At 57.7% G+C, this 22052-nt stretch carries 16 protein-coding genes and 2 pseudogenes; 7 read left to right on the forward strand and 11 right to left on the reverse strand.

Annotation, left to right across the window (positions count from 1 at the left end; all coding sequences use genetic code 11):
- Positions 1-6: 6 nt before the first annotated feature.
- From CAter10_RS08465 to CAter10_RS08470, 3 genes are all read right to left on the reverse strand, one after another.
- Positions 7-930, reverse strand: a complete 924-nt coding sequence (locus tag CAter10_RS08465; protein ID WP_061533077.1) for a carbohydrate ABC transporter permease — start codon at positions 928-930, stop codon at positions 7-9.
- Positions 927-1082, reverse strand: a complete 156-nt coding sequence (locus CAter10_RS22765) for a hypothetical protein (protein WP_164840426.1) — start codon at positions 1080-1082, stop codon at positions 927-929. Before CAter10_RS22765 ends, CAter10_RS08465 begins: the two co-directional genes overlap by 4 nt.
- A gap of 104 nt (positions 1083-1186) precedes the next feature.
- Positions 1187-2446: an ABC transporter substrate-binding protein gene (locus CAter10_RS08470; protein WP_061533078.1), complete on the reverse strand. Its 1260-nt coding sequence runs from the start codon at positions 2444-2446 to the stop codon at positions 1187-1189.
- Between the two features lie 466 nt (positions 2447-2912).
- On the opposite strand from CAter10_RS08470, the gene CAter10_RS08475 reads away from it, so the two are divergent.
- The 3 genes from CAter10_RS08475 to CAter10_RS08485 are packed head-to-tail and all read left to right on the forward strand — an operon-like array spanning position 2913 to position 6440.
- Positions 2913-4223 carry an ABC transporter substrate-binding protein gene (locus tag CAter10_RS08475; RefSeq protein WP_417924711.1) on the forward strand — a complete coding sequence of 437 codons (1311 nt, stop codon included), beginning with the start codon at positions 2913-2915 and terminating at the stop codon, positions 4221-4223.
- A 14-nt stretch (positions 4224-4237) separates the two neighbouring features.
- Positions 4238-4948, forward strand: a complete 711-nt coding sequence (locus CAter10_RS08480) for a response regulator (protein ID WP_061533080.1) — start codon at positions 4238-4240, stop codon at positions 4946-4948.
- A gap of 4 nt (positions 4949-4952) precedes the next feature.
- Complete coding sequence (locus tag CAter10_RS08485) at positions 4953-6440, forward strand: ATP-binding protein (protein ID WP_061533081.1); 1488 nt, start codon at positions 4953-4955, stop codon at positions 6438-6440.
- A 16-nt stretch (positions 6441-6456) separates the two neighbouring features.
- Here the strand turns inward: CAter10_RS08485 and CAter10_RS08490 are convergent, their stop codons facing one another.
- From CAter10_RS08490 to CAter10_RS08515, 5 genes and pseudogenes are all read right to left on the reverse strand, one after another.
- On the reverse strand, positions 6457-7353 hold the full coding sequence (locus CAter10_RS08490) for a LysR substrate-binding domain-containing protein (protein ID WP_061533082.1): 897 nt from the start codon (positions 7351-7353) through the stop codon (positions 6457-6459).
- Positions 7354-7757: 404 nt separating this feature from the next.
- Positions 7758-8183, reverse strand: coding sequence for a DUF4019 domain-containing protein (locus CAter10_RS08495; RefSeq protein ID WP_061533083.1), 426 nt, complete (start codon positions 8181-8183; stop codon positions 7758-7760).
- 243 nt (positions 8184-8426) lie between these two features.
- Positions 8427-9613 (reverse strand): annotated as a pseudogene (locus CAter10_RS08500) (acyl-CoA dehydrogenase).
- Between the two features lie 704 nt (positions 9614-10317).
- Positions 10318-11433, reverse strand: a complete 1116-nt coding sequence (locus CAter10_RS08510; protein WP_061533085.1) for an alkene reductase — start codon at positions 11431-11433, stop codon at positions 10318-10320.
- Positions 11434-11599: 166 nt separating this feature from the next.
- On the reverse strand, positions 11600-12199 hold the full coding sequence (locus CAter10_RS08515) for a TetR/AcrR family transcriptional regulator (RefSeq protein WP_061533086.1): 600 nt from the start codon (positions 12197-12199) through the stop codon (positions 11600-11602).
- 335 nt (positions 12200-12534) lie between these two features.
- On the opposite strand from CAter10_RS08515, the gene CAter10_RS08520 reads away from it, so the two are divergent.
- The gene (locus CAter10_RS08520; RefSeq protein WP_061533087.1) at positions 12535-13755 is read left to right on the forward strand and encodes an MFS transporter; all 1221 of its coding nucleotides are present in this window, start codon (positions 12535-12537) and stop codon (positions 13753-13755) included.
- Positions 13756-13835: 80 nt separating this feature from the next.
- On the opposite strand, the gene CAter10_RS08525 is transcribed toward CAter10_RS08520, so the two are convergent.
- The 3 genes from CAter10_RS08525 to CAter10_RS08535 all read right to left on the reverse strand — a co-directional run bounded on the left by CAter10_RS08525 (position 13836) and on the right by CAter10_RS08535 (position 19829).
- Positions 13836-15311 carry an efflux transporter outer membrane subunit gene (locus CAter10_RS08525; RefSeq protein WP_061533088.1) on the reverse strand — a complete coding sequence of 492 codons (1476 nt, stop codon included), beginning with the start codon at positions 15309-15311 and terminating at the stop codon, positions 13836-13838.
- A 2-nt stretch (positions 15312-15313) separates the two neighbouring features.
- Positions 15314-18547, reverse strand: a complete 3234-nt coding sequence (locus CAter10_RS08530; protein WP_061533089.1) for an efflux RND transporter permease subunit — start codon at positions 18545-18547, stop codon at positions 15314-15316.
- Positions 18548-18617: 70 nt separating this feature from the next.
- Positions 18618-19829, reverse strand: coding sequence for an efflux RND transporter periplasmic adaptor subunit (locus tag CAter10_RS08535; protein ID WP_061533090.1), 1212 nt, complete (start codon positions 19827-19829; stop codon positions 18618-18620).
- Positions 19830-20377: 548 nt separating this feature from the next.
- On the opposite strand from CAter10_RS08535, the pseudogene CAter10_RS23455 reads away from it, so the two are divergent.
- From CAter10_RS23455 to CAter10_RS08545, 3 genes and pseudogenes are all read left to right on the forward strand, one after another.
- Positions 20378-20443: pseudogene (locus tag CAter10_RS23455) on the forward strand (TetR/AcrR family transcriptional regulator); the annotation flags it as partial.
- 194 nt (positions 20444-20637) lie between these two features.
- On the forward strand, positions 20638-20919 hold the full coding sequence (locus CAter10_RS23460; RefSeq protein WP_236905565.1) for a TetR family transcriptional regulator C-terminal domain-containing protein: 282 nt from the start codon (positions 20638-20640) through the stop codon (positions 20917-20919).
- 571 nt (positions 20920-21490) lie between these two features.
- The gene (locus CAter10_RS08545; RefSeq protein WP_061535241.1) at positions 21491-22018 is read left to right on the forward strand and encodes a fimbrial protein; all 528 of its coding nucleotides are present in this window, start codon (positions 21491-21493) and stop codon (positions 22016-22018) included.
- Positions 22019-22052: the final 34 nt, after the last annotated feature.

Below are 22052 nucleotides of genomic sequence, written 5' to 3' on the forward strand. Positions count from 1 at the left end.
TCCTCGTTACAGTTCGTAGCGTGTCAGCTTGCGCTGCACGAAGTAAAAATAGCTGGCGACGCCGAGCAGGATCACCAGGAACATCAACGTGGCGACCGCCGCGCCCATGGTCGGGCTGCCGATCTGCGCCTGGTAGCCGAAGAAGGTACGATAGAAGAAGGTGCCCAGGATGTCGGTGCTGTAGTTCGGTCCGGCCAGTGCGCCTTTAACCGAATAGATCAGGTCGAAGGCATTGAAGTTGGCGACGAAGGTCAGGATCGTCACCAGACCCAATGTTGGCAGGATCAGCGGTAGCTTGATCTGCCAGAAAATGCGGAACGAGCTGGCGCCTTCGGCATATGCTGCTTCCAGTACTTCTTCCGGCACTGCCAGCAAGGCAGCGTAGATCAGCATCATCGGGATGCCGACATACTGCCACACCGAAACCAGGCCCAGGGTCAGCAGCGCCGTCGATTCCTGGCCCAGCCATGGCGCAAAATAATCGCCGAGGCCGACATGGTTCATCAAGCCTTCGCCGACGCCCCACAGTGGCGACAGGATCAATTGCCAGATGAAGCCGATGATCACCACCGACAGCAGCGTCGGCAAGAAAATCAGCGTGCGATAAGTGCGCGCGCCGCGTAGACCCTTGAGGCTGAACAGGGTGGCCAGCAGCAAACCGATAGGATTCTGCAGCAGCATGTGGATCGCGAAGAATTTCACGTTGTTCAGCATGGCGTTCCAGAACGCTTTGGACCAATCCGAATCGAACAGGATAGTGCGGTAGTTGTCCAGGCCGACGAAACTGTGGACGCCGGCGTCGTTGCTGGTATAGAAGCCGAGACGCAGGGTGTCCAGCAATGGCAATGCGCTGAACAGCGAGTAGATGATCACCGCTGGCGCCAGGAACACGACGATGTGCCAGGGGAATGTCTTTTTTTGAAGATTCATTCGGGTTTTCTGTCAATGCAATAAGCGTAGTTCGCCAACGGGCGGAATGTCCGCTGCGGGGAGATCGCAGAAAACACGCCGGCCCCGCTGAGCGGAACAGGGGAAACGAACGCGAGGACGGCCAGACGCTTGATATCGGTGCCGGTCTTCACGGGCTTAGCTCTGGGGCAAGCCTTGGACGCTGTGTGGCTTGTCGACAAGAGGCGGGTTAATCTTAACCCCATCCCTTGCCGACTAACAGCGTTACGTCAAGAGTTTATTGTTGTGGTTTATACCACTTGGCGAAACCAGCCTGGATCTGTGCAGCTGCTTCCTTCGGCGCCAGTTTGCCGTTCAGGACCTGGGCATTGACGTTCCACAGCTGATTTTCCATGCTTGGTTCGCCGCGATTCAGGATCTGCGCGTTCAGGCGAATTGTCGACGAGCACGATTTGCGCCAGTCGATCATCTGCTTGGCGACCGGATCCTTGACCGAAATCAGGTGGTCTGACAATGAGAAGAAGCCGGTGACTTTGTTGGTGTAGATGTCGGCAAATTCTTGCGAACCGAGCCAGGCCAGGAACTTGTAAGCATCTTCCTTGTTCTTGGACTTCTTGTTGACGCCCATGCCGATATCGTTGTGATCGGAGATGTAGCACTTGTCGCCAGCTTTTGGCACCGGCGGTGGGAACGCGCCCATCGAGATCTTGGAATTGTCGTTGAAGTAGGCGATATCCCAGGAACCGGCCGGATAGATAGCAGCTTTACCCAGCGCGAACTGATTCTGGCTGTCGCCATAGGTTTGCGAGCTGGCGCCTTTGTTCAGGTACTTGCCGAGCCGGGCTTCGTATTCAAATGCGTTGACGAAGTTTGGATCGGTGAACTTTTCCTTGCCGGCGATCAGCGCCTTGCGGCCTTCTTCGCCCTTCCAATAGTTAGGACCCAGGCCGGTAAAGATGATCTGGCTGGATTCCCATTGATCGTTGGTGCCCAGCGCCAGCGGCGCGTATTTGCCATTGCTCTTGATGGTGTCGAGTACCTTGTAGAATTCAGCTTCGGTCTTCGGTGGCTGGATATTCAATTCCTTGAAAATCTTCTGGTTGTACAGGAAGCCATGGATCACGGAGGCGATCGGCATGCAGAATGTGTCCTTGCCGTCATCGGTCTGCCATGCAGTTTTGCTGGAGGCCGGGAAGTGTTCCATGCCTGGCTTGCCATCCAGTTTTTCCAGGTTGCCCTTCTTGTACAGAGCGAGCGAAACGTCGAACGGACGGCAGGCGATCAGGTCGCCGGCAGTGCCGCCGGCCAGGCGCGCGGTCAGGCTGGAGTCGTATTCGGTTGGAGCGGTAGGGGCAAACTTGACTTCGATGCCAGGGTTTTTCTTCTGGAAGGCCGGGATCAACACGGTTTCCCACAAGGTCTTGTCGTCGACACGCCAGCTTTCGATTGTCAGGGTGCCAGCTTGGGCGGTGCCGATGGTCGCCAGGGCGATCAGGACGGCATTGCGGATAGTACGGATTCGGTTGACCGTTTGCATCAAAGTCTCCTTTTGGATTTTTATGGATTAGATGTGTGCAGCTTGCTGTAGACCCTTGACGCCTATCAAACCGCCGCGAACAGACATTAGCATCATAAAAATTGTGTTGCCATCTTACTTGTAGTGAAGCTACATATATTTCATAGGTTATTGATTTTATTGGTTAAGTAAATGTTTTTCGTTTTTTGTCGATTACAAATATTTACGTTGGTGATTGTATGATTTCCGTTATGTCATAGCACGTTACCAGTATCCCATCAGCAATATCTTACTGATGGCATTTAAGATAACTTTACGTAACTTTACGTTTCTTTACAAAACAAGAAGTCTGCTAACGTTGCAGTGCGGACTTAAGCTATAGTCAGCACCGATGTGGGAGAGAGGCAGCTGTTTATTATAAAAAATATCAACAAGGCGATCGATGATTGATAGGCGACACGCGATAAACGGGGAACACAATAATGCCTTGTCCAGACGACGGGGCTTAGGAAGATGGATCACATTGTCGGTATGTGCGGCAGCCGCCTGTCTCGCGCTGGGCAGTGCCGCAAGTGCCGCGCCGGTAGCCTCGAACACATCGCCGACGTCATTGCAGGTGGTGCATTGGTGGACTTCGGATGGCGAGCGCAAGGCAGTCAATGTGCTGGTGACCAGGCTCTCCGACGACAATATCCAATGGCGCGATGCCGCGATTCCGGGCGGCGCCGGGCTGGGCGCCAGCAAGGTGCTCAAGAGCATGGTCCTGGCCGGCAAGGCGCCGGAGGCGACGCAGTTGAACGGCGTGGTGTTTGGCGAATGGGCCGATCTTGGTTTGTTACTGGAACTGGACGACGTGGCGACGCCGGGCAATTGGCAAAAACTGCTGTTTCCTACAGTATGGTCGCTGGTGCACAACCGCGGGCACGTAGTGGCGGCGCCGCTCGGCATTCATCGCATCAATAATTTGTTTTACAACAAGAAGGTTTTCGACCGGCTTGGCTTGACGCCGCCCAAAACGTGGGCCGATTTTGCTCGCGTGGCGGAAAAGCTCAAGCAAGCCGGCATTACGCCGCTGGCGCAGAGCAGCGAGGCGTGGCAAGTGGCAACATTGTTCGAAACGCTGGTACTGGCAGAGAGCGGCCCCGCTTATTACAGGTCCTTGTTTGTCGATTTGAATCCGGCGGCATTTGGCGACGCCAGGCTGCTGCACGCACTCAAGCGCTTGCGCGATCTCAAGGAATGGATGCCGACCCCGCTCAGGGAACAGGCGTGGCCCGAGATGGCGCGCCAGTTGGCCGATGGCTCTGCCGCGATGTATGTGATGGGCGATTGGGCCAAGGGCGAACTGCTGGCCTGGGGGCTGACGACAGATCAGGATTTTGCATGCGCAACAGTGCCCGGCACCGGCGATTATCATTTGTACAGCGTCGACACCTTGGCGATGTTCGCGGGCGATTATTCGCATCAGCCAGCGCAGGAAAAACTGGCGCAGATCGTCATGTCGCAACCGGTGCAAACCGATTACAATCGGCTCAAAGGCGCGATCTCGGTGTGGCGCAATCCAGACCTGTCGAAAATGGATAGTTGTGCGCGTGCATCGTGGACAGCCTTCAGCAAAGGCGCAGCATTCCAGGCCCCGAGCCTGGTGCACCGGATGGCCGCCGACGAAACTTCCAAGGACGCCATCGTGGCCGAAGTGCACCGCTATTTCATTGACGGCAGGATGTCGGAGGTCGAGGCACAGCGGCGGCTGGCGAACATTGCCAGGACCATGTCGAAAACCGATGGCAGACCATAAAACAGACCATAACAATGCGTAAGATATTAATCGTCGACGACGACCAGAAAACCCGGACTCTGTTGAAGGCCTATCTGGAAAAGAACCAGTATGAAGTGCGCCTGGCGCATAACGGCGAAGCGTTCCTGGCCGAGTTTCAGCGTTATTCGGAAGAGCTGTCGCTGGTGATCCTGGATGTCATGCTGCCGGATACCGACGGCTTTGCATTGTGTAAAACCGTCAGGCGCAAGTCAAATGTGCCGATCATCATGCTCACTGCCAGTTCAGATGAAACGGACCGCGTGGTCGGCCTCGAACTGGGCGCCGACGATTACATCGCCAAGCCTTACAGCCCGCGCGAACTGCTGGCGCGCATCAAGGCCATTCATCGCCGCAGCGGCATCGACAGCGCGGTGGCGCCGCGCTATTACCGTTTCGTTGGCTTCACGCTGGATACGGTGGAGCGCACGCTGGCCGATCCGGAAGGGCAACTGGTAGCGTTGACCGGGCTCGATTATCAATTGCTGAAATATTTTGTCGAACATCCGGGCGACGTGCTCGATCGCGGCGTGCTGTGCGAAGAAACCCGCGGTCGCGATGCCGGCCCGCTTGATCGTTCGCTGGACGTGCAGATCAGCAAGTTGCGCCTGCGCCTGAACGATGGCGGCAAGGATCCGCACCTGATCAAGACGGTGCGCGGCGCCGGTTATGTGTTCTCTGCCGATGTGGCGGCGTCGCACGCCTGAGCCGATGCCAAAAGTTAATTGGTCGACTGGTTATAACCGGCTGCTGTCCTGGCTGTTGCCGCATACCCTGCTGGGCCGGCTGTCGGTAGTCATGGTGTTTGGTGTACTGGTGACGCAGCTGGCAGGTGGCTTGATCTGGTCGGCTCAGTTGCGCAGCAAAGCTGAAATCGAAACGCGCACCGCCTCCCAGCATCTGGCGCATAGCGCTGCCAGCGCAGTGCGATTTTTCATGAGTCTGCCGCCCAATTATCGGCCGATCCTGATCCAGCAATTGCGCGAGATGGGCGGCACGCGCTTCTTCGTCAATGCCAACAACGGGCCGGTTGCCATCCACAAGATCGCCGACGACGCGCTGGCCAACATGGCGTTGACCACCATAGGCAGCACCTTGAAGGCCGATTTACCGTTCCTGCCTGGTTTCCGCGTGGCGTTTTCCTGGCCCGACGATCTGCAAGTCTCGACCGACGGCCTCAAAGTCGCCGATTTGCCGGACAGCTGGGTCCAGCACACATTGCTGATCAAGCCGAATCCGGCGCCGGTGCTGGTGATCCAGACCGAGCTCGAACCCGGCAACTGGCTGTACCTGGCGGCGTTGATGCCGAATCCTTATTTCCTTGATAGCGATAATCCCTTGTCGCCCGAGCGCCTGCTGTTGCAAGGCGTATCGCTGGCTACGGTGCTGCTGCTGTCGATCCTGGTGGTGCGCTGGACCACGCGGCCGCTGGCGGCCTTGTCGGATGCAGCCGATGCGTTCGGTAAAGGCGAGACGGCGCCGGAATTGCCGGAGACGGGCAGCCGCGAATTCATCAAGACCGCACGTGCGTTTCGCGCCATGCGCGAACGGATCAAGCGCTATCTCGACGATCGCGAGCGCCTGTTCGTCTCGATCTCGCATGATTTGCGTACACCGATCACGCGCCTCAAGTTGCGCACCGAACTGCTCGACGATGAAGCGTTGCGCAGCGATTTCCATGAAGATCTCGATGAGCTGGACATGATGGTCAAGGGCGCGCTGCAATCGGTCAAGGATAGCGATATCCATGAAAACCGCACCGAAGTGCGCCTCGATGCACTGATCCTGCGCATGATCCGGGATGCTCGCATGGCTGGGCATGAGGTAGCTTTTGCCGAATCCGGCATCACAGTCATGGCCAAGCCGTTGGCGCTCAAACGCGCGATCGGCAATCTGTTCGACAATGCGCTGCATTACGGTCAAAAAGTGGAAATTGCGGTGGATTCGCTGGCTGGCGACAGTGGCAGCGATGTCCGCATCCAGATACGCGATCACGGCCCCGGCGTACCGGAAGATGCGTTGCACAGTCTGTTCGATCCTTACACCCGACTGGAGCACGGACGCGACCAGAATGCCGCAGGCATGGGGTTAGGGTTGGGTATTGCCCGCAATATCGTGCAGGCGCATGGCGGCGAGCTGGAGTTGCACAATCATCCGGACGGCGGCCTGGTGGCCACCATCATCCTGCCTGTCAAATAACTAGTCTGGCGGCCGCCTAGAAGCCATAATTCTTTGCCACGTACAGGGCCGCCTCGCGCAGGTCGTGGCCGAGTTCCGAGCGAATGCCGCCGCTCGGATAGGCGAGCACGTATTCATAATTGATGTCGGCCTTGAATGGCCGGGTGATGACGCCATGCGGACGCCACACCTTCGCTGCAAATGGCTCGACGATGGCGACGCCGAAGCCGTTGGCGACCATCGCGTAGCGCGTGTGCGAGGTGTGGGTCTGAATTGTGTAATGCGGGCGGATCGAGGCGGCATGCAGGGTCGACAGTTCCTGTTCATAGGGTTGCGCGCTGTTGGGCATCCAGCCAATCACATTTTCGCCATCCAGATCCTCGGGTAGGATGATGTCTTTTTTCGCCAGCGGATGCGTGGCCGGCATGGCGCACAGTACGTCCGCTTTCATGATCGCCTCGACTTCGATGCCGGCAAATGGCGGAAACGCCAGGCTCAACGCCATGTCGACCTTGAGATCCTGCAGGCCGACCAGGATTTCCGGTACGCTGCAACTGTCGATCTTGACCGAGACATCAGGGTGCTGCTTGAAGAAGCGCTGCAGAATCTCCGGCAGCAGGGTGGTCGACAATACCGGCAGGCAGGCAATCGTCAGCCCCTCTGGCGCTTCATGGCGGATGGTGCCGGCCACTTGCATCAATCGTTCCAGTCCCAGGAAATTCTCTTCGACCGCCTTGTAGAAACGCACGCCGGCGTTAGTCGGTTCGAGCCGGCCCTTGGCGCGATTGAACAGGCGAAAACCGAGGTCAGTCTCTAAATCGGCGATCAAGCGGCTGATGGCCGGTTGCGTGATGTGCATGCGGCGCGCGGCAGACACGCTGGTGCCCGAAATCATCAATGAACGGAAGGCTTCTATTTGTCTGAAACGGATCATGGCTTATGTCAATGCAAAGGTGTGGCGTCGCCCCGGAGTATTTACAGCTATAACAAACTGCTATGGAGCATACGAATTTGTGAGTGGACATGATATTCCAATCTTGAAATACTGTGTGCATTGATGACGCGATCAATGGCGTTGTCGACAAGGTATTTTCAAGATTTTATCGATTGAACCAAGGTTCAATGATGGTTCCGGCAAGTATTTTCGATACTTGTTCGTTGAGCGAAAGATTTCTGGTTATTGTCCAGATTTGCCCAAAAGGCGCCCTGTATTTAGAGATTTCGAGGCCCTCACAAGGTGGCTTTCGGATCCTGGGGTGAAGCTTCAACCTGCACGCGGCAAGCCTTCACAGATTTCTGTCGTTTCCTCCCGTTTTCCTATCGTCCCAAGTCGCCGTTTTAACGAATGAAGTAGCCGGATACTTTCCAGCTGCCGTCTTTTTCACGCATTGGCGTCACGGTTTCGACCGCCGATTTCTTGTTCTCGAATTGCGTCTCATACTGGATCACGACATACTCGCCGTCCGGTGCGCCAGGCAGCGAGGTCGCATATTCGGTGCTCTTGAGTTCGCGGTTCTTGACGCTGCCAAGTGGCGTCCTCAGCGAGCGAATTCCGGTTTCCCAGGTGTTCTTGGGAATTCCGGTCTTGAAGAAGGTTCCGGCGCGCTCCCAGCTCTCGCCATATTTGCCGGCGTCCGTTAATGCAATCCAGGCGGTTGCGGCGCTCTGGGCCTGGTTGATCAGTTCGGTTTGCTGGTCTGCGGCGAAGGAGGGGGCGGTGAACGTCAGCAGCACGGCAGCGCCGAGTGCAAGTATGGTTTTCATTTTCGTTTCTCCCTAGATCAAAAACTTCTGTGGATCACGCTGAATCTGCTTGCCGCGATGCGATGCCTTGATGAGTGGAATGCAGCCGGTTGGCGCCGCTGCATTGAAAATACGATCAAATCATAGGGGGTGGCGCGCGGATTTGCAATGCACGTGCGCCGAAACAGCCAAATCAGGATGGCGCATGGGCTGTTTCCATGGCGATATAGCGTTACGGCAACCCCTATCGCTTGGCGGCAGAATTCAGTTGGCGAACGCTGCGATTCCGGTTTGTGCCCGGCCCAGGATCAGTGCATGCACATCGTGCGTGCCTTCATAGGTATTCACCACCTCCAGGTTGACCAGATGGCGGATCACGCCGAACTCGTCGGAAATGCCGTTGCCGCCCAACATGTCGCGCGCCACGCGGGCAATGTCGAGCGCCTTGCCGCAGGAATTGCGTTTCATGATTGAGGTGATTTCCACCGATGCGCTGCCTTCGTCTTTCATGCGGCCAAGGCGCAAACAGCCTTGCAACGCCATCGTGATTTCTGTCTGCATGTTGACCAGCTTCACTTGAACCAACTGGTTGGCCGCCAATGGCCGGCCGAATTGCTGGCGATCCATCGTGTAGCCGCGCGCTGCATGCCAGCAGAACTCCGCTGCGCCGAGCGCACCCCAGGCAATCCCGTAACGCGCTGCGTTGAGGCAGGTAAAGGGACCTTTCAGACCGCGCACATCCGGGAATGCATTTTCTTCAGGACAGAACACTTGATCCATCACGATTTCGCCGGTGATCGAGGTGCGCAGGCCGACCTTGCCGTGGATGACCGGCGTCGACAAGCCTTGCCAGCCTTTTTCAAGGACGAAGCCACGGATCGCGCCTTCATCGTCCTTGGCCCAGACCACGAATACGTCGGCGATTGGACTATTGGTGATCCACATCTTGCTGCCGCTGATGCGATAGCCGCCGTCCACTTTGCGGGCGCGCGTGACCATGCTGCCGGGGTCGGAGCCGTGGTCCGGTTCGGTCAAGCCGAAGCAGCCGATCAATGCGCCACTGGCCAACTGCGGCAGGTATTTTTGCTTGGTCGCCAGATTAGCGAATTCAAAAATCGGCAGCATCACCAGAGAGCTTTGCACGCTCATCATCGAGCGGTAGCCGGAATCGATGCGTTCGATTTCGCGTGCGATCAAGCCGTAACTGACGTAATTGAGGCCGGCGCCGCCGTATTCCTCAGGCAGGGTTGCGCCGAGCAATCCGAGCCCACCCATCTCGCGAAAAATCGCCGCATCCGTTTGCTCGTTGCGAAACGCCAGCGTAACCCTTGGTGCCAGTCGATCGCGGCGTAAGCGGCGGCGCTGTCGCGCACCATGCGCTCTTCGACGCTGAGTTGTTGCTCCAGCAAAAGCGGGTCATCCCAATGGAAGCTGGCGTGTGGTGACGGCATGTGGTTTCTCCAAAATATTTTTCGGCAATCCGGAAGGCGAGCGGAATTCACCTTTTTGCTGCCAGATGCTGGTTTTATATGATGGCATATCCACGCCGGTATAGGTAGAACTAGGCGTCACCGACCACGCAGTTAAATGGGGTCGGAGTTTTTTTTCGGCGGGGTTTTGCCGAAAATTACTCTGACCCCTTTTAACGGGCCACGGAGTGAGTGCGGTGGTGCATCAGCCGTGTTCATCCGGCGCTACTTAAAAAACGGTTGCTACTCCGTGGAGGCTTGCCGGGGGCGGCCCCGCAGCCGCTCACTTTTTGCTTCGCCCTAGCTGGGCGCCCAAAAAGTAAGCAAAAAGGCGATCGCACAGCCGTTGCCCGCCTTCGGCGGGTCCCCAAATGAGCCGCGCGCCAGTCGGATGGGACACAAACTCGCTGCGCTCAAACATGTGTCCCATTATTTCCGACTGTCACCCGTCCCATTTGGCAACGTCAGCATGCGAAAAGTCAAAAGCAACTGCAACGCCAAAAGCAACGGCAACTTCAAAGGCAACCGCAACAACAACATCAAAACCAACCCCGCGCAGTTAAATGGGGTCGGAGTTTTTTTCGCGGTCCTTTGCGAAAATTGCTCTGACCCCATTTAACGGGCTACGGAGCGCAGGCCATGCAGCTTTGATGCGACGTAGCCGTTTTACCCGATACGGTTGCCGCTTAGGCTTCAGTCAACGCCGGATAGTCCGTATAGCCATGTTCGCCAACACCGCCATACAACGGCGCATCCTTGAACGGTACGTTCAGCGGCAGGTTGTGTTGCAGGCGGTAGACCAGGTCAGGGTTGGTGATGAAGGCGCGGCCGAAGGAGACCAGGTCGGCATGGCCGCTGGCGACGGCGTCGCGCGCCATCATGCGGTCGTAGCCGTTGTTGACCAGCCAGGCGCCATTGAAGCGCTGGTGCAGTGCTTCGTAATCGAACGGGGCATTGTCGCGCGGGCCGCCGGTATGACCTTCCACAACGTGCAGATAGGCCAGTCCGAACTGGTTCAACTGCTCCACCACATAGTTGAACAGCGGTTGCGGATTGCTTTCGCTGGAATCATTGACTGGCGATACCGGCGACAGGCGCACGCCGACCCGGCCGCCGCCGATTTCGGCAGTGGTGGCGGCGACGACTTCGAGCAGCAGGCGGCTGCGGTTTTCGATGCTGCCGCCGTAGATATCGGTGCGATGGTTGGAGCCGTCGCGCAGGAAACTGTCGAGCAGGTAGCCGTGGGCGCCATGGATTTCAATGCCGTCGAAACCGGCATCCATCGCGCGCCGCGCGGTCTGGCGGAAATCGTTGACCACGCCGGGGATTTCTTCCAGTGCCAACTCTCGTGGCACCGAAGTATCGACGAAACCTTCGCCGACGACGTAGGTCTGGGCGTTGGCACGGATTGCCGATGGTGCCACAGGGGCCAAATTGCCGGGTTGGAACGAGACGTGCGACATGCGGCCCGTGTGCCAGATCTGCACCACGATGCGGCCGCCTTTGGCGTGCACTGCGTCGGTGATTTTTTTCCAGGCGGCGACTTGCTCAGGGGTGTGCAGTCCGGGCGTGTTGGCATAGCCTTGCGCTTGCGCCGAAACCTGGGTAGCTTCGGTGATGATCATGCCGGCCGTGGCGCGCTGCTCGTAATACTTCAGGTTCAGTTCGTTCGGCACATTGCCTGCACCGGCACGATTCCGGGTCAGCGGCGCCATGACGATACGGTTGGCCACTTCGATGTCGCCAATGCGTGCGGATTGGAACAAGCTGTCTTCGGTACGAGGTTGTTGCGTGTTGCTCATGTCGTTTCCTTCTTGAATAAATCGCCGTGAAGCGAGTGTTGGCTGGTGTGTTGCTGACAAAATAAACATTAAGACATGATCAGGTGACCGGTCGTCTTGAGTTGATTTAAAAAACTTTATTTTTCCCTGCACTGCCGGCGCATTGCCGGCAGTGCAGGGTGAATCATTATTGCGGCAGAAAAAAATGGTCGAACATCAGGTCGACGCAAGCGCGCACCGGCGCCGTCGAGCGCTCAATCTTCATGCGTAGCAGCGCGCCTTCCCAGGCATTCCAGAAAAAATCTGCTAATTGCTCGGCGCTCAGATCGTTACGCACCGTGCCGTCAGCCTGCGCCTTGCGCAGATAACTGACAAAACGCTTGCGCCAACTGAACACCACTTCCTGCAAGGTGACGCGGCACAGATCGCTCGACTCTGACATCTCTGCGGCGAAATTGCCGAGCAGGCAGCCGGCTTTCACCGCGCATTGTTCGTGATAGCTGATCATGCGCTCGTAGGTATAGCGCAGCGCACCCAGCGGCTGCTCCGGGCCTTCTGCAAAATATTGCGACCAGGTATTGCCGAAGCAGGTGGCGTAGTGCGCGATGACCTCGGCGCCGAAGTCTTCCTTGCTCTTGAAGTAGTTATAAAACGAGCCCTTGGGCACACCTGCGGCATCAACAATTTCCTTGATGCCGGTGCCGTTGTAGCCTTGCTCGGCAAACAGCTTGAGGCCGGTTTGCAGCAGCGTGGCGCGGGTGTCGTTGAGGGTCTGAACTTTATCCATGCCGCTATTATATGACCAGTCGTCTCAAAATGCTTGCCGATCTCGATTGATTAAATTTATGACAGCAATAGCACTGCGCTGCGTCCATGAAAATCGTCGTTCGCGTATCCGCACCGCATGCTTCATGTCGGAGGCAAATTCGATGACTTTATCTTTACGAAAGTGCGTAAAAGCAACACACAAAACGGGTATCATTTGGATAAGCTTTCTACCCGAGGCTTTCCGCGACGTACTCGCTCATTTCGCTGACTTACCCAGTTTGCCGCCTTCGAAGAGTTGCCATCATTTTTAACGCCTTTCGCCTATTTTTCCTGCGCAAGCTATCGGCCGATCCGATGCTGCGTCATCACGACTTCCGCCGTTTCTGGTTGACCACCACTATCGCCAGCTTTGGCGAACAGGTCTCCAGCCTTGCCATTCCGCTGACGGCGGTACTGCTGCTGCACGCTACGCCGGAGCAGATGGGATTGCTGATTGCCTTGCAAACCTTGCCGTTCGCGCTGTTTTCGCTGCCGGCCGGAGTCTGGCTGGATCGCCGCAGCAAGTATCCGGTGCTGCTGTGGTCGGAATTCCTGTTCGGCTGCGTGCTGGCAGTGATTCCCATCAGTTATTGGCTGGGCCTGTTGTCCATGCATGTGATCTATGCGGTGGGATTCCTGATGGGAATAGGTTTTGTGATCGGCGGCAGCGCTTCCCAGGTATTCGTGGCGCAACTGGTGGGGCGCGAGCAATTGCTGGACGCCCAGGGCAAGTTCGCCGCCACGGATTCGATGGCGCGCCTGATCGGTCCCGGCATTGCCGGCATGCTGGTGCAGTTGTTGACGGCGCCGGTGGCGGTGCTGGTGAATGCTGTCAGCTTCCTGTTGTCGTGGTGGAATCTGCGCTACCTGAAGACGCGCGATCCTTATCCGGCGCCATCCAGCCGTCATCCGTTCCGTGAAATGGTCGATGGCATCAAGATGGTCAGGAATCATGAAGTGTTGTGGGCGTTGGCCTGGGGTACGGCGCTGTGGCAGATTCTGTTCAACGGCTATCTGGCCTTGCAGATATTGTTCGCCACGCACCAGTTGGGCATGTCGCCGGGATTGCTGGGCGCCGCGCAAACGCTGGGTGGCCTCGGCGTGCTGGTCAGTTCCATCTTGCTCAAGCCGCTCTCGCGGCGCTTCGGCAGCGGTCGCACCATCCTGATCGGCCTTGGCGGCACCGCCGCAGCGTGGTTGCTGCTGGCGACGATTCCATCCACCATTTTCGGCTCGTCCTTGCTGAGTGCGCTGGCTTACGGCGTGGTGGTGTTTGTGTTCGATTGCAGCGCGATGCTGTATTTCATGCCTTACCTGGCCTTGCGCCTGAAGCTGACGCCGGATGCGTTTCACGGCCGCATGGTGTCGACCATGCGTTTCATGACTGTGGCTGCGGCGCCGTTGGGCGCCTTGTCGGCCGGCTGGATCGCAGAACATCTTGGCGTGCGCAGTGGCCTGATCGCCATTGCGACGGGCGCCAGCTTGCTGACGTTCGGTTTGCTGAAGACTTCGCCCTTGCGCGATATCCGGGATTGAACGCCGCGCGTTGCAGAGTTCTAGTCGGGCGAAAAAAATGGCGATGCCTTGGCATCGCCATTTTAGATTGACAAGACAGCTTACCTGGCCAGCGCCAGTGCCGGCGATGTTGCGGCGGCAGTTGCGACAGGTGCAACTGCAGAGGTAGCGCCAGGTGCATTCCAGCCGCCGCCCAAGGCCCGAATCAGGCCGACTGCCGCCACCGCGCGCTGGCCGACGCTCTGGCTCTTGGCGCGCTGCGCGGACAAGCTGGAACGTTGCGCATCGATCACCTCGAAATAGCTGGTAGAGCCATTCCGATAGCGTGAGTCGGCCAGGCGCGCAGCCAGTTGCGCCGACTTGACGGCGTCTTCCTGGAAACGGATCTGGTTATCCAGTGTGCGCAACGCGCTCAGATTATCCTCAACATCCTGGAAACCGACCAGCACTTGTTGCCGGTAGTTGGCCACCACCGATTCATAGTTGGCGTCTGCCTTGGCCAGGTTGGCCTTGTTGCGGCCGCCATCCAGCAACGGCATGTTGAGCACGGAGCCAAGCACCGGCCCCAGCAGCCAGCTGCGGCTGGACCACTGAAACAGGTTGTGCAACGCATCCGAAGCAAAGCCACCCGAAGCGGTTAGCACCAGGCTCGGGAAGAATCCGGCCTTGGCGACGCCGATGCGGGCGCTGGCCGCAGCCAGCTGGCGCTGCGCCTGGGCGATGTCCGGACGCCGTTCCAACAGGTCGGAGGGCAGGCCAGGCGGCACGCTGACCGTTACCGGCTGCAGTGGCGCAGTGGCCAGCGTGAACTGAGCCGGCGCCTTGCCGAGCAGGATCGCCAGCGCATGGTCGCGTTGGGCGCGGCTGCGGCTGACGCCTTCCTGTTCGGCCTGGGTCACCGACAGTTCAGTCTGGGCTTGCGCCACATCCAGTTCGCTGGTGTCGCCGGCATCGTAGCGATGTTGCACCAGCCGCAGGTTTTCCTGGCGTAGCTTAATGGTTTGCTGCAGCACATCTAGCTCCGAATCGAGCGAGCGGATCGCAAAATACTGCTGGGCGACATCTGCCTGCAGCGCCAGCAGCACTGAGCGATAGGCGGCTTCCTGGCCTTCGGCGTCAAGACGCGCAGCGCGGCTGCTGTCCGACAGGCGGCCGAACAGGTCGACCTCATAGGAAGCGCCCAATTGCGCCTGCCACTGAGTGGACGTGGAGGTGGCCGTACCCTGGCGGGTCGGGCCGAAGGCGGCGCCGAGCTGGAAGGCGCGGTCGGCGTCGGCCAGGCCGGCAGTGGCGCGTGCTTCCTTGACGCGCGCCAAGGCCATCACCAGGGTCGGGCTGGACTGGGTGGCGTCGGTAATCAACTTGCTGAGTTCAGCATCGCCAAACACCGACCACCAGGCGCCACGGTCGGCGGCATCAGCAGGCTGGGCTACCTTCCAGCTGCCATCCAGCGCGGCTGCTTCCTTGTATTGGGTCGGCGTATCGACTGCCACCTGTTCCGGCGGTTTAGTGGTGGAGCAACCGGCCAGCACCAGCGCCGCCATCATTGCAGTCAGTTTCAGATTAAAGCTTTTCATGTTCAGGCTCCTTCAATTTGCACGGTACTGGCAATCGCAGGCGCAACGCTGCCATGGGGTGCATGCGTAGGACCGGTGTAGGCCTCGGTTTCGTGCTTACCACTGGTCCAGCGCGATGCCATGGTACGCAACAATACGTAAAAGATCGGTGTCAGGAACAGGCCAAACGCCGTCACTCCAATCATTCCCGAGAACACCGCGACCCCCATCGCATGACGCATTTCAGCGCCGGCGCCGGAAGACAGGATGAGCGGTATCACACCGGCAATGAAGGCGATCGACGTCATCAGGATCGGCCGCAAGCGCAAACGTGCAGCTTCAATCGCAGCGGCATAGATGCTGCGCCCTTGCAGTTCCAATTCATGTGCAAACTCGACAATCAGGATGGCGTTCTTGCACGCCAGCCCGACCAGCACGATCAGACTGATCTGCGTAAAGATATTGTTGTCGCCACGCGTCAGCCAGACGCCGGCAATCGCCGAGAGAATCCCCATCGGTACGATCAGCAACACGGCTAGCGGCAAGGTCAGGCTTTCATACTGTGCAGCCAGTACGAAGAACACCAGCAGGATCGACAGCGGCAAGATGATGAACAGCGTATTGCCGGCAATCTTGTCCTGATAGGTGATTTCAGTCCATTCGTAGCTGATGCCGCGTGGCAGCGTTTCTGCGGCAATACGTTCCACCGCAGCCTGGGCCTGGCCGGTGCTATAGCCAGGCGCAGGACCACCGTTGACGTCGGCCGAAGGGAAGGCGTTGTAGCGCACCGCCTGATCCGGGCCGTAGCTTTGCGTCATCTTCAACAGCGACGACAGCGGCACCATTTCCCCCTTGTCGTTGCGCGCCTTCAGCAAGCCGATATCCTCTGCGTGAGCGCGGAACGGCGCATCAGCCTGGACCCGTACCTGGAAGGTGCGGCCGAACTTGTTGAAATCGTTCACGTACAGCGAGCCGAGATAGATCTGCAAGGTGTCGAATACCGATGGGATAGACACGCCCAGTTGTTGTGCGCGCACCCGGTCGACATCGGCATACAGTTGCGGCACGTTGATCTGAAAGCTGGAAAACATGCCAGCCAGTTCCGGCGCTTTGTGCGCTTTCTCCATGAATGCTTGCAACGCATCGTTCAACGCCTGGTTGCCCAGTGCGCCACGATCTTCAATCTGCAGCTTGAAGCCGCCGATGGTGCCGAGGCCCTGTACTGGCGGTGGTGGAAATACGGCGATGAAGGCGCCCTGGATCGCGGAGAACTTCTGGTTCAACTGCTGCGCAATTGCCACGCCGCTCTGGTCGGCGCCGCGGCGCTCGTCGAACGGCTTGAGCGTAGTAAACACGATGCCGGAGTTTGGGCTGTTGACGAAGCCATTGATCGACAGGCCAGGGAAGGCCACCGCCGATTCCACGCCAGGCTGCTTCAGCGCGATTTCAGACATCTTGCGCATCACATCCTCGGTGCGGTCCAGCGAGGCGGCGTCCGGCAATTGCGCGAAGCCGACCAGGTATTGCTTGTCCTGCGCCGGAATGAAGCCGTTCGGCACAGTGTGGAACAGCAGCATGGTCAGGCCGATCAGCACGGCATACACGCCGAGCGCTGCAGACTTGCGCTTCAGGATGCCGGTGACGCCTTCGCCATAGGACACTGAGCCGCGATGGAATACCCGGTTGAACACCGAGAAGAAACCGCCGAAGACGCGATCGATGGCGCGTTGGAAACCGTCCTTCTTGGCGCCGTGGCCTTTCAGCAGCAACGCAGCCAAGGCCGGCGACAGGGTCAGCGAATTGAATGCCGAAATCACGGTCGAGATGGCGATGGTCAGGGCGAACTGTTTGAAGAATTCACCGGTCAGGCCGCTGACAAAGGCCAGAGGCACGAACACTGCACACAGAGTCAGGGCAATCGCGACGATTGGTCCAGAGACTTCACGCATCGCCTTGTAGGTGGCTTCCTTGGCGGACAGGCCGTTTTCGATATTGCGTTCGACGTTTTCCACTACCACGATGGCGTCGTCAACCACGATCCCGATTGCCAGTACCAGTCCAAACAGGCTTAGCGCATTAATCGAGAAGCCCAACCCCATCATCACCGCAAAGGTACCGATCACCGAGACTGGCACTGCCAGCAGCGGAATGATCGAAGCGCGCCAGGTTTGCAGGAAGATGATCACCACGATCACTACCAGCAGGATCGCTTCCAGCAAGGTATGCACCACGGCTTCGATCGAGGAACGGACGAATTGTGTCGGGTCGTAGACGATCTTGTAGTCGACACCTTCCGGCATGTCCTTCTTCAGTTCGGCCATGGTGGCACGCACGTTGTCGGAGATTTCCAATGCATTGGAGCCGGGGGCCTGGAAGATTGGAATTGCTACCGCTTGCTTGTTGTCGAGCAGTGAGCGCAACGCGTAATCGCTGGCGCCGAGTTCGATGCGCGCCACATCTTTCAGGTAAGTCACCACGCCATCCGGTGAGGTACGGATCACGATGTTGCCAAATTCTTCCTCGTTGGCCAGACGGCCGCGGGCATTCACCGAGATCTGGTAATTGACGCCTGGGACGGCAGGCGAGGCGCCGATCACGCCGGCGGCGACATTGACGTTTTGCTGGCGGATGGCGTCGACTACATCGCTGGCGGCCAGGCCGCGTTCAGCGACCTTGCGTGGATCAAGCCAGATCCGCATCGAATAATCGCCGGAGCCGAACAGCTGCACCGAACCGATGCCAGGCAGGCGCGCCAGCCGGTCCTTGACGTTCAGCACCGCGTAATTGCGCAGGTAGGCCATGTCGTAGCGGTCGTTAGGCGACAGCAAGTGCACCACCATGGTCAGGTTGGGTGAGCTCTTGACCGTGGTCACGCCCAGCCGCTGCACCACATCCGGCAAGCGCGGCAAGGCCTGGTTGACGCGGTTCTGCACCAGTTGCTGCGCTAGGTCGGGCGAAGTGCCGAGCTTGAACGTGATGGTCAGCGTCATCAGGCCGTCCGAGGTGGCTTGCGACGACATGTAGAGCATGCCCTCGACGCCGTTGATCTGTTCCTCGATCGGTGTGGCGACGGTTTCCGCGATGGTTTGCGGGTTGGCGCCTGGATACTGCGCCTTGACGATCACCGAAGGCGGAATCACTTCCGGGTATTCGGAGATCGGCAGGCTGAACATGGAAATCAGGCCGCCGATCAAGATGATCGCCGATAACACGCCCGCGAAAATGGGGCGGTCGATAAAGAATTTTGAAATATTCATGGTGTGGGGCTCTGCTGGAGTTTGGGCATCGATACGATTCGATATGGCTGGAAAATCGTCGGCACCCTTGTTATTTAGCTGTAGCCACGGCCAGTGCATCCTTCGCCGGAGCGAGTTCTTCACCGTTCATCGCTACCGTCACCGGTGTGACTCTGTCGTTGGGGCGGATCCGCTGCAAGCCGTTGACCACGATCCGCTCATCTTTCTTGAGGCCGGAACGGACCACACGCAAGCCATCGACGATCGGTCCCAATTTGATCGCCCGATAGGTAACCTTGTTGTCGGCGCCCAGGACCATCACGTATTTCTTGTCCTGGTCGGTGCCGACGGCCTTGTCGTCGATTAACACAGCAGTTTCGGCCGCCGCGCCGCCGGTGCGTACGCGGGCGTACATGCCTGGCGTCAGCGTGCCGTTGGGATTGTCGAACACGGCGCGCACGCGCATGGTGCCGGAGGCTGTATCCAGGCGGTTATCGAAGGATTTGATCTGCCCTTGATGTGGATAGCCGTCTTCGCTCGCCAATCCAATCGACACCGGCAAGTGGCTGACGCCGGAGTTGCCTACCGCGCCGTTGGCGGCGTAGCGGATGTAGGTTTGCTCATCCACTTCAAAATTGACGTAGACCGGCGATACCGACACCACGGTGGTCAGGGCAGGGGAACCGACACCGGCGCCGACCAGGTTGCCGACCGTGATTTCGGCGCGCGAGACGCGGCCGCTGACGGGCGCTGTAATCGCTGTGTATTGCAGATTAAGGCGTGCGGTCTGTACAGCTGCGTCTGCCGATTTCAGACTGGCGTCAGCTTCGAGCAGTGCATTGTTGCGCTGGTCCAGTTCTCGCTGCGCCACCGCATGTTCTTCGATCAGGCGGCTAGTGCGGGCCAGTTCGGTTTTCGCCAGCGACAGTCCGGCCTGGGCGCCGGCCTGGGCGGCAACCGCCCGCGCCAGATCCGCCTGGTAAGGGCGCGGATCGATGGTGAACAGCAGATCGCCTTTCTTGACCAATTGCCCTTCCTGGAAGTGTACGGCGTCAATGGTGCCGGAGACGCGCGGACGTATCTCAACCCGGTCGATGGCTTCCACCCGGCCGGAAAAATCGTCCCACTCAGTAACCGATTTTTCCAGAGCGGCGGCGACTGACACCGATGCCGGCGGCGGAGCGCCTTCGGCTGGCTTGGCGGCGCGGCTGGTCAAGGTGAAGGTGCCGGCAGCGGCGATGATGAGAATCCCGACGGCGATGGCAATTGCCTTGCGGGAAAACAATGGTGTCGAGGTTTGCATGTGAGGCTCCTGATATCTTTAAGGAAAATTGCGAGCTAAATAACTACAAAGCGAAATACAAACTGAAATACAAAGCGGAATTCAAGTCGGACTTCAAAGCGAATCGAAAACAAGTTGCCGGCTGATGGCGGAAGAGGTTGCGCGGGTGTCGTGATGGCTGGGCGCCGGTCAATACCGGTTCAACCCTTGATTAGCAATATAGAGGCGAGGGGCTGACAGGCGATAGACGCTTCCTCTGAGCTTCTTGCCTGATCCTCCAAATCACTAATTTCCATTGGCAAATTGACACGCATCCCATACTGAAAACAGTCCTTCCAAAACCGGATTTTTATTTCTGTGAGACAATCCGATTCGCGTTTTCCAACTATCGTTTTTCTAAAACCTGCTATTGAATAGTGATCGCTATGAATTAGTGATGGACTGTATCGGGCTTGTTTTACGCTGTCAAGTGGTTTAATATCGATCGCTATGGAAATGACACAAGTTAAGCCGCGCAAGAAGCCCGGCCGCCCTTATCCTTCGATCGGGACCAAGCGCTTGAGAGTGCGATGCTGGTTTTTTGGCGGTTCGGGTATGAGGCGACTTCCCTCAATGACCTGACGGCGGCGATGGGTATCACACCGCCCAGCCTGTATTCGGCGTTCGGCGATAAAGAACACCTGTTCCTCGAAGCGGTGGAGCGCTACCTGCAGAAAAAGCCTTGCTTCCTGGCGTCGATCTCCGCTGAAAAGCTGACCGCAAAGGAAAGCATCCGTAGTTATCTGGAAGTCATCGCCGTCTCGCAAAGCGATCCAAATCAGCCACCCGGTTGCATGGTGGTGACCTCAGCACCAACTGCACGGCAGCCTCTTCGCATGTGCAGGAAGTCCTGGCGGATTATCGGGAACAGATGGAAGCGGGCATCCGCAAACGCCTCGACCGCGGCGTCGAGGAGGGCGATCTGGCTGCCGATACCGACACTGCGGCGCTTGCGAGTTTTTATGTGACGGTCATTCATGGCATGTCGACCCAGGCACGCGATGGCGCTGCGCGCGAGAAGCTGCTGGCGATCGGTGCGCAGGCGATGCGCGCCTGGCCAGAACCAGTTTGAACTGATTTTTTCGGCGCGGCAGATCTAGCCGCGCCTGCGTGCTTCCCGCTATCAGCCGTATCTACACGTGTATCTGCAATTAGCGGGGTAATCCTGCCACTTCCCTCCTTCAATCCTGCTCGGTCTTCGGCTTTGATCATCTGATTTTTGCCGGCGGCGTCACACATTTTCTGTCGCGTAGAAGCAACGCTGCTCGTTAGCCGGCTTGTCCTGGGCTAACGAACGTTCCGCTCGATGCGTGTCATTGCCTAATTCAATTCATTGCCGGCAAAGGCTGCCACGCATACCACACCAAACGAGAAATGCGGATGGCTGACATATGCCATCTAGGATCGCGTCCATTTGTAAGAAAGTGGCCTAGGGAAATGTCACGTTATTTAACGAATTGACAATTTTTTTGGACAAATCCTATTTTCACAACATCACGCTAAAACAATACTTCGACCTAACTGAATGTCTGGCATTTCTGCGGCTGAAACTCATCAACGAGTATCGACAGAAGTCATTCGGCAAAGCGATCCATCAGCCTGGATCTCGTTTCAAAATTGTTCTTACCAAGTTAAATTTCAAAATGAAAAAATTAGTTGCTGCTACCGCTGTTATCGCTCTGTTCTCTTCTTTCGCACACGCTGCTACGCCAGCGACCGGCAATCCAGGCACCATCCGTTTCATCGGTGAAATCGTTTCCGGCGCCTGCGGTATTGATCCTAGCTCGCTGGATCAGACCGTGCCGCTGGGTCAAGTTCCTGCAGGAACCTTCAAGGCAGTTGGCGATCGTTCAAGCCCGGAAAAATTCGACATCGTTCTGACTGAGTGCGATACCTCGACCTACAAGAACGCGAAATTCACTTTCACTGGCACCCAGGATGCAAACGTGCCAGCCCTGTTTGCCACGACTGGCCTTGCCACGAACGTCGGCATCCGCCTGCAAGCCAGTGCTGGTGAGTTCCTCGACAACGGCAAAGAACAGGTGGCGCCGGTTGTCCTGCAAGACGGTAACAACACGGTGAGCTTCGCCGCAATGTACGAATCGACCGCCGCAACCGTAACTCCTGGCGAAGCCGATTCGGTTGCCAACTTTACCGTTGCCTACAACTAATCATTGATGGTTGGTCGTTGACCCAAAAAAGGGG

Origin of the sequence: Collimonas arenae, from assembly GCF_001584165.1 — a bacterium.
Classification (GTDB): domain Bacteria; phylum Pseudomonadota; class Gammaproteobacteria; order Burkholderiales; family Burkholderiaceae_D; genus Collimonas; species Collimonas arenae.

What these genes read in the sequence shown, in the direction of transcription:
- CAter10_RS08485 (WP_061533081.1), top strand. Translation starts at nt 4,953, where the DNA reads ATGCCAAAAGTTAATTGGTCGACTGGTTATAACCGGCTGCTGTCCTGG.
- CAter10_RS08495 (WP_061533083.1), bottom strand. Translation starts at nt 8,183, where the DNA reads ATGAAAACCATACTTGCACTCGGCGCTGCCGTGCTGCTGACGTTCACC.
- CAter10_RS08520 (WP_061533087.1), top strand. Translation starts at nt 12,535, where the DNA reads ATGCTGCGTCATCACGACTTCCGCCGTTTCTGGTTGACCACCACTATC.
- CAter10_RS08545 (WP_061535241.1), top strand. Translation starts at nt 21,491, where the DNA reads ATGAAAAAATTAGTTGCTGCTACCGCTGTTATCGCTCTGTTCTCTTCT.
- CAter10_RS08480 (WP_061533080.1), top strand. Translation starts at nt 4,238, where the DNA reads ATGCGTAAGATATTAATCGTCGACGACGACCAGAAAACCCGGACTCTG.
- CAter10_RS08535 (WP_061533090.1), bottom strand. Translation starts at nt 19,829, where the DNA reads ATGCAAACCTCGACACCATTGTTTTCCCGCAAGGCAATTGCCATCGCC.
- CAter10_RS08510 (WP_061533085.1), bottom strand. Translation starts at nt 11,433, where the DNA reads ATGAGCAACACGCAACAACCTCGTACCGAAGACAGCTTGTTCCAATCC.
- CAter10_RS08530 (WP_061533089.1), bottom strand. Translation starts at nt 18,547, where the DNA reads ATGAATATTTCAAAATTCTTTATCGACCGCCCCATTTTCGCGGGCGTG.
- CAter10_RS08490 (WP_061533082.1), bottom strand. Translation starts at nt 7,353, where the DNA reads ATGATCCGTTTCAGACAAATAGAAGCCTTCCGTTCATTGATGATTTCG.
- CAter10_RS08470 (WP_061533078.1), bottom strand. Translation starts at nt 2,446, where the DNA reads ATGCAAACGGTCAACCGAATCCGTACTATCCGCAATGCCGTCCTGATC.
- CAter10_RS08515 (WP_061533086.1), bottom strand. Translation starts at nt 12,199, where the DNA reads ATGGATAAAGTTCAGACCCTCAACGACACCCGCGCCACGCTGCTGCAA.
- CAter10_RS08525 (WP_061533088.1), bottom strand. Translation starts at nt 15,311, where the DNA reads ATGAAAAGCTTTAATCTGAAACTGACTGCAATGATGGCGGCGCTGGTG.
- CAter10_RS08465 (WP_061533077.1), bottom strand. Translation starts at nt 930, where the DNA reads ATGAATCTTCAAAAAAAGACATTCCCCTGGCACATCGTCGTGTTCCTG.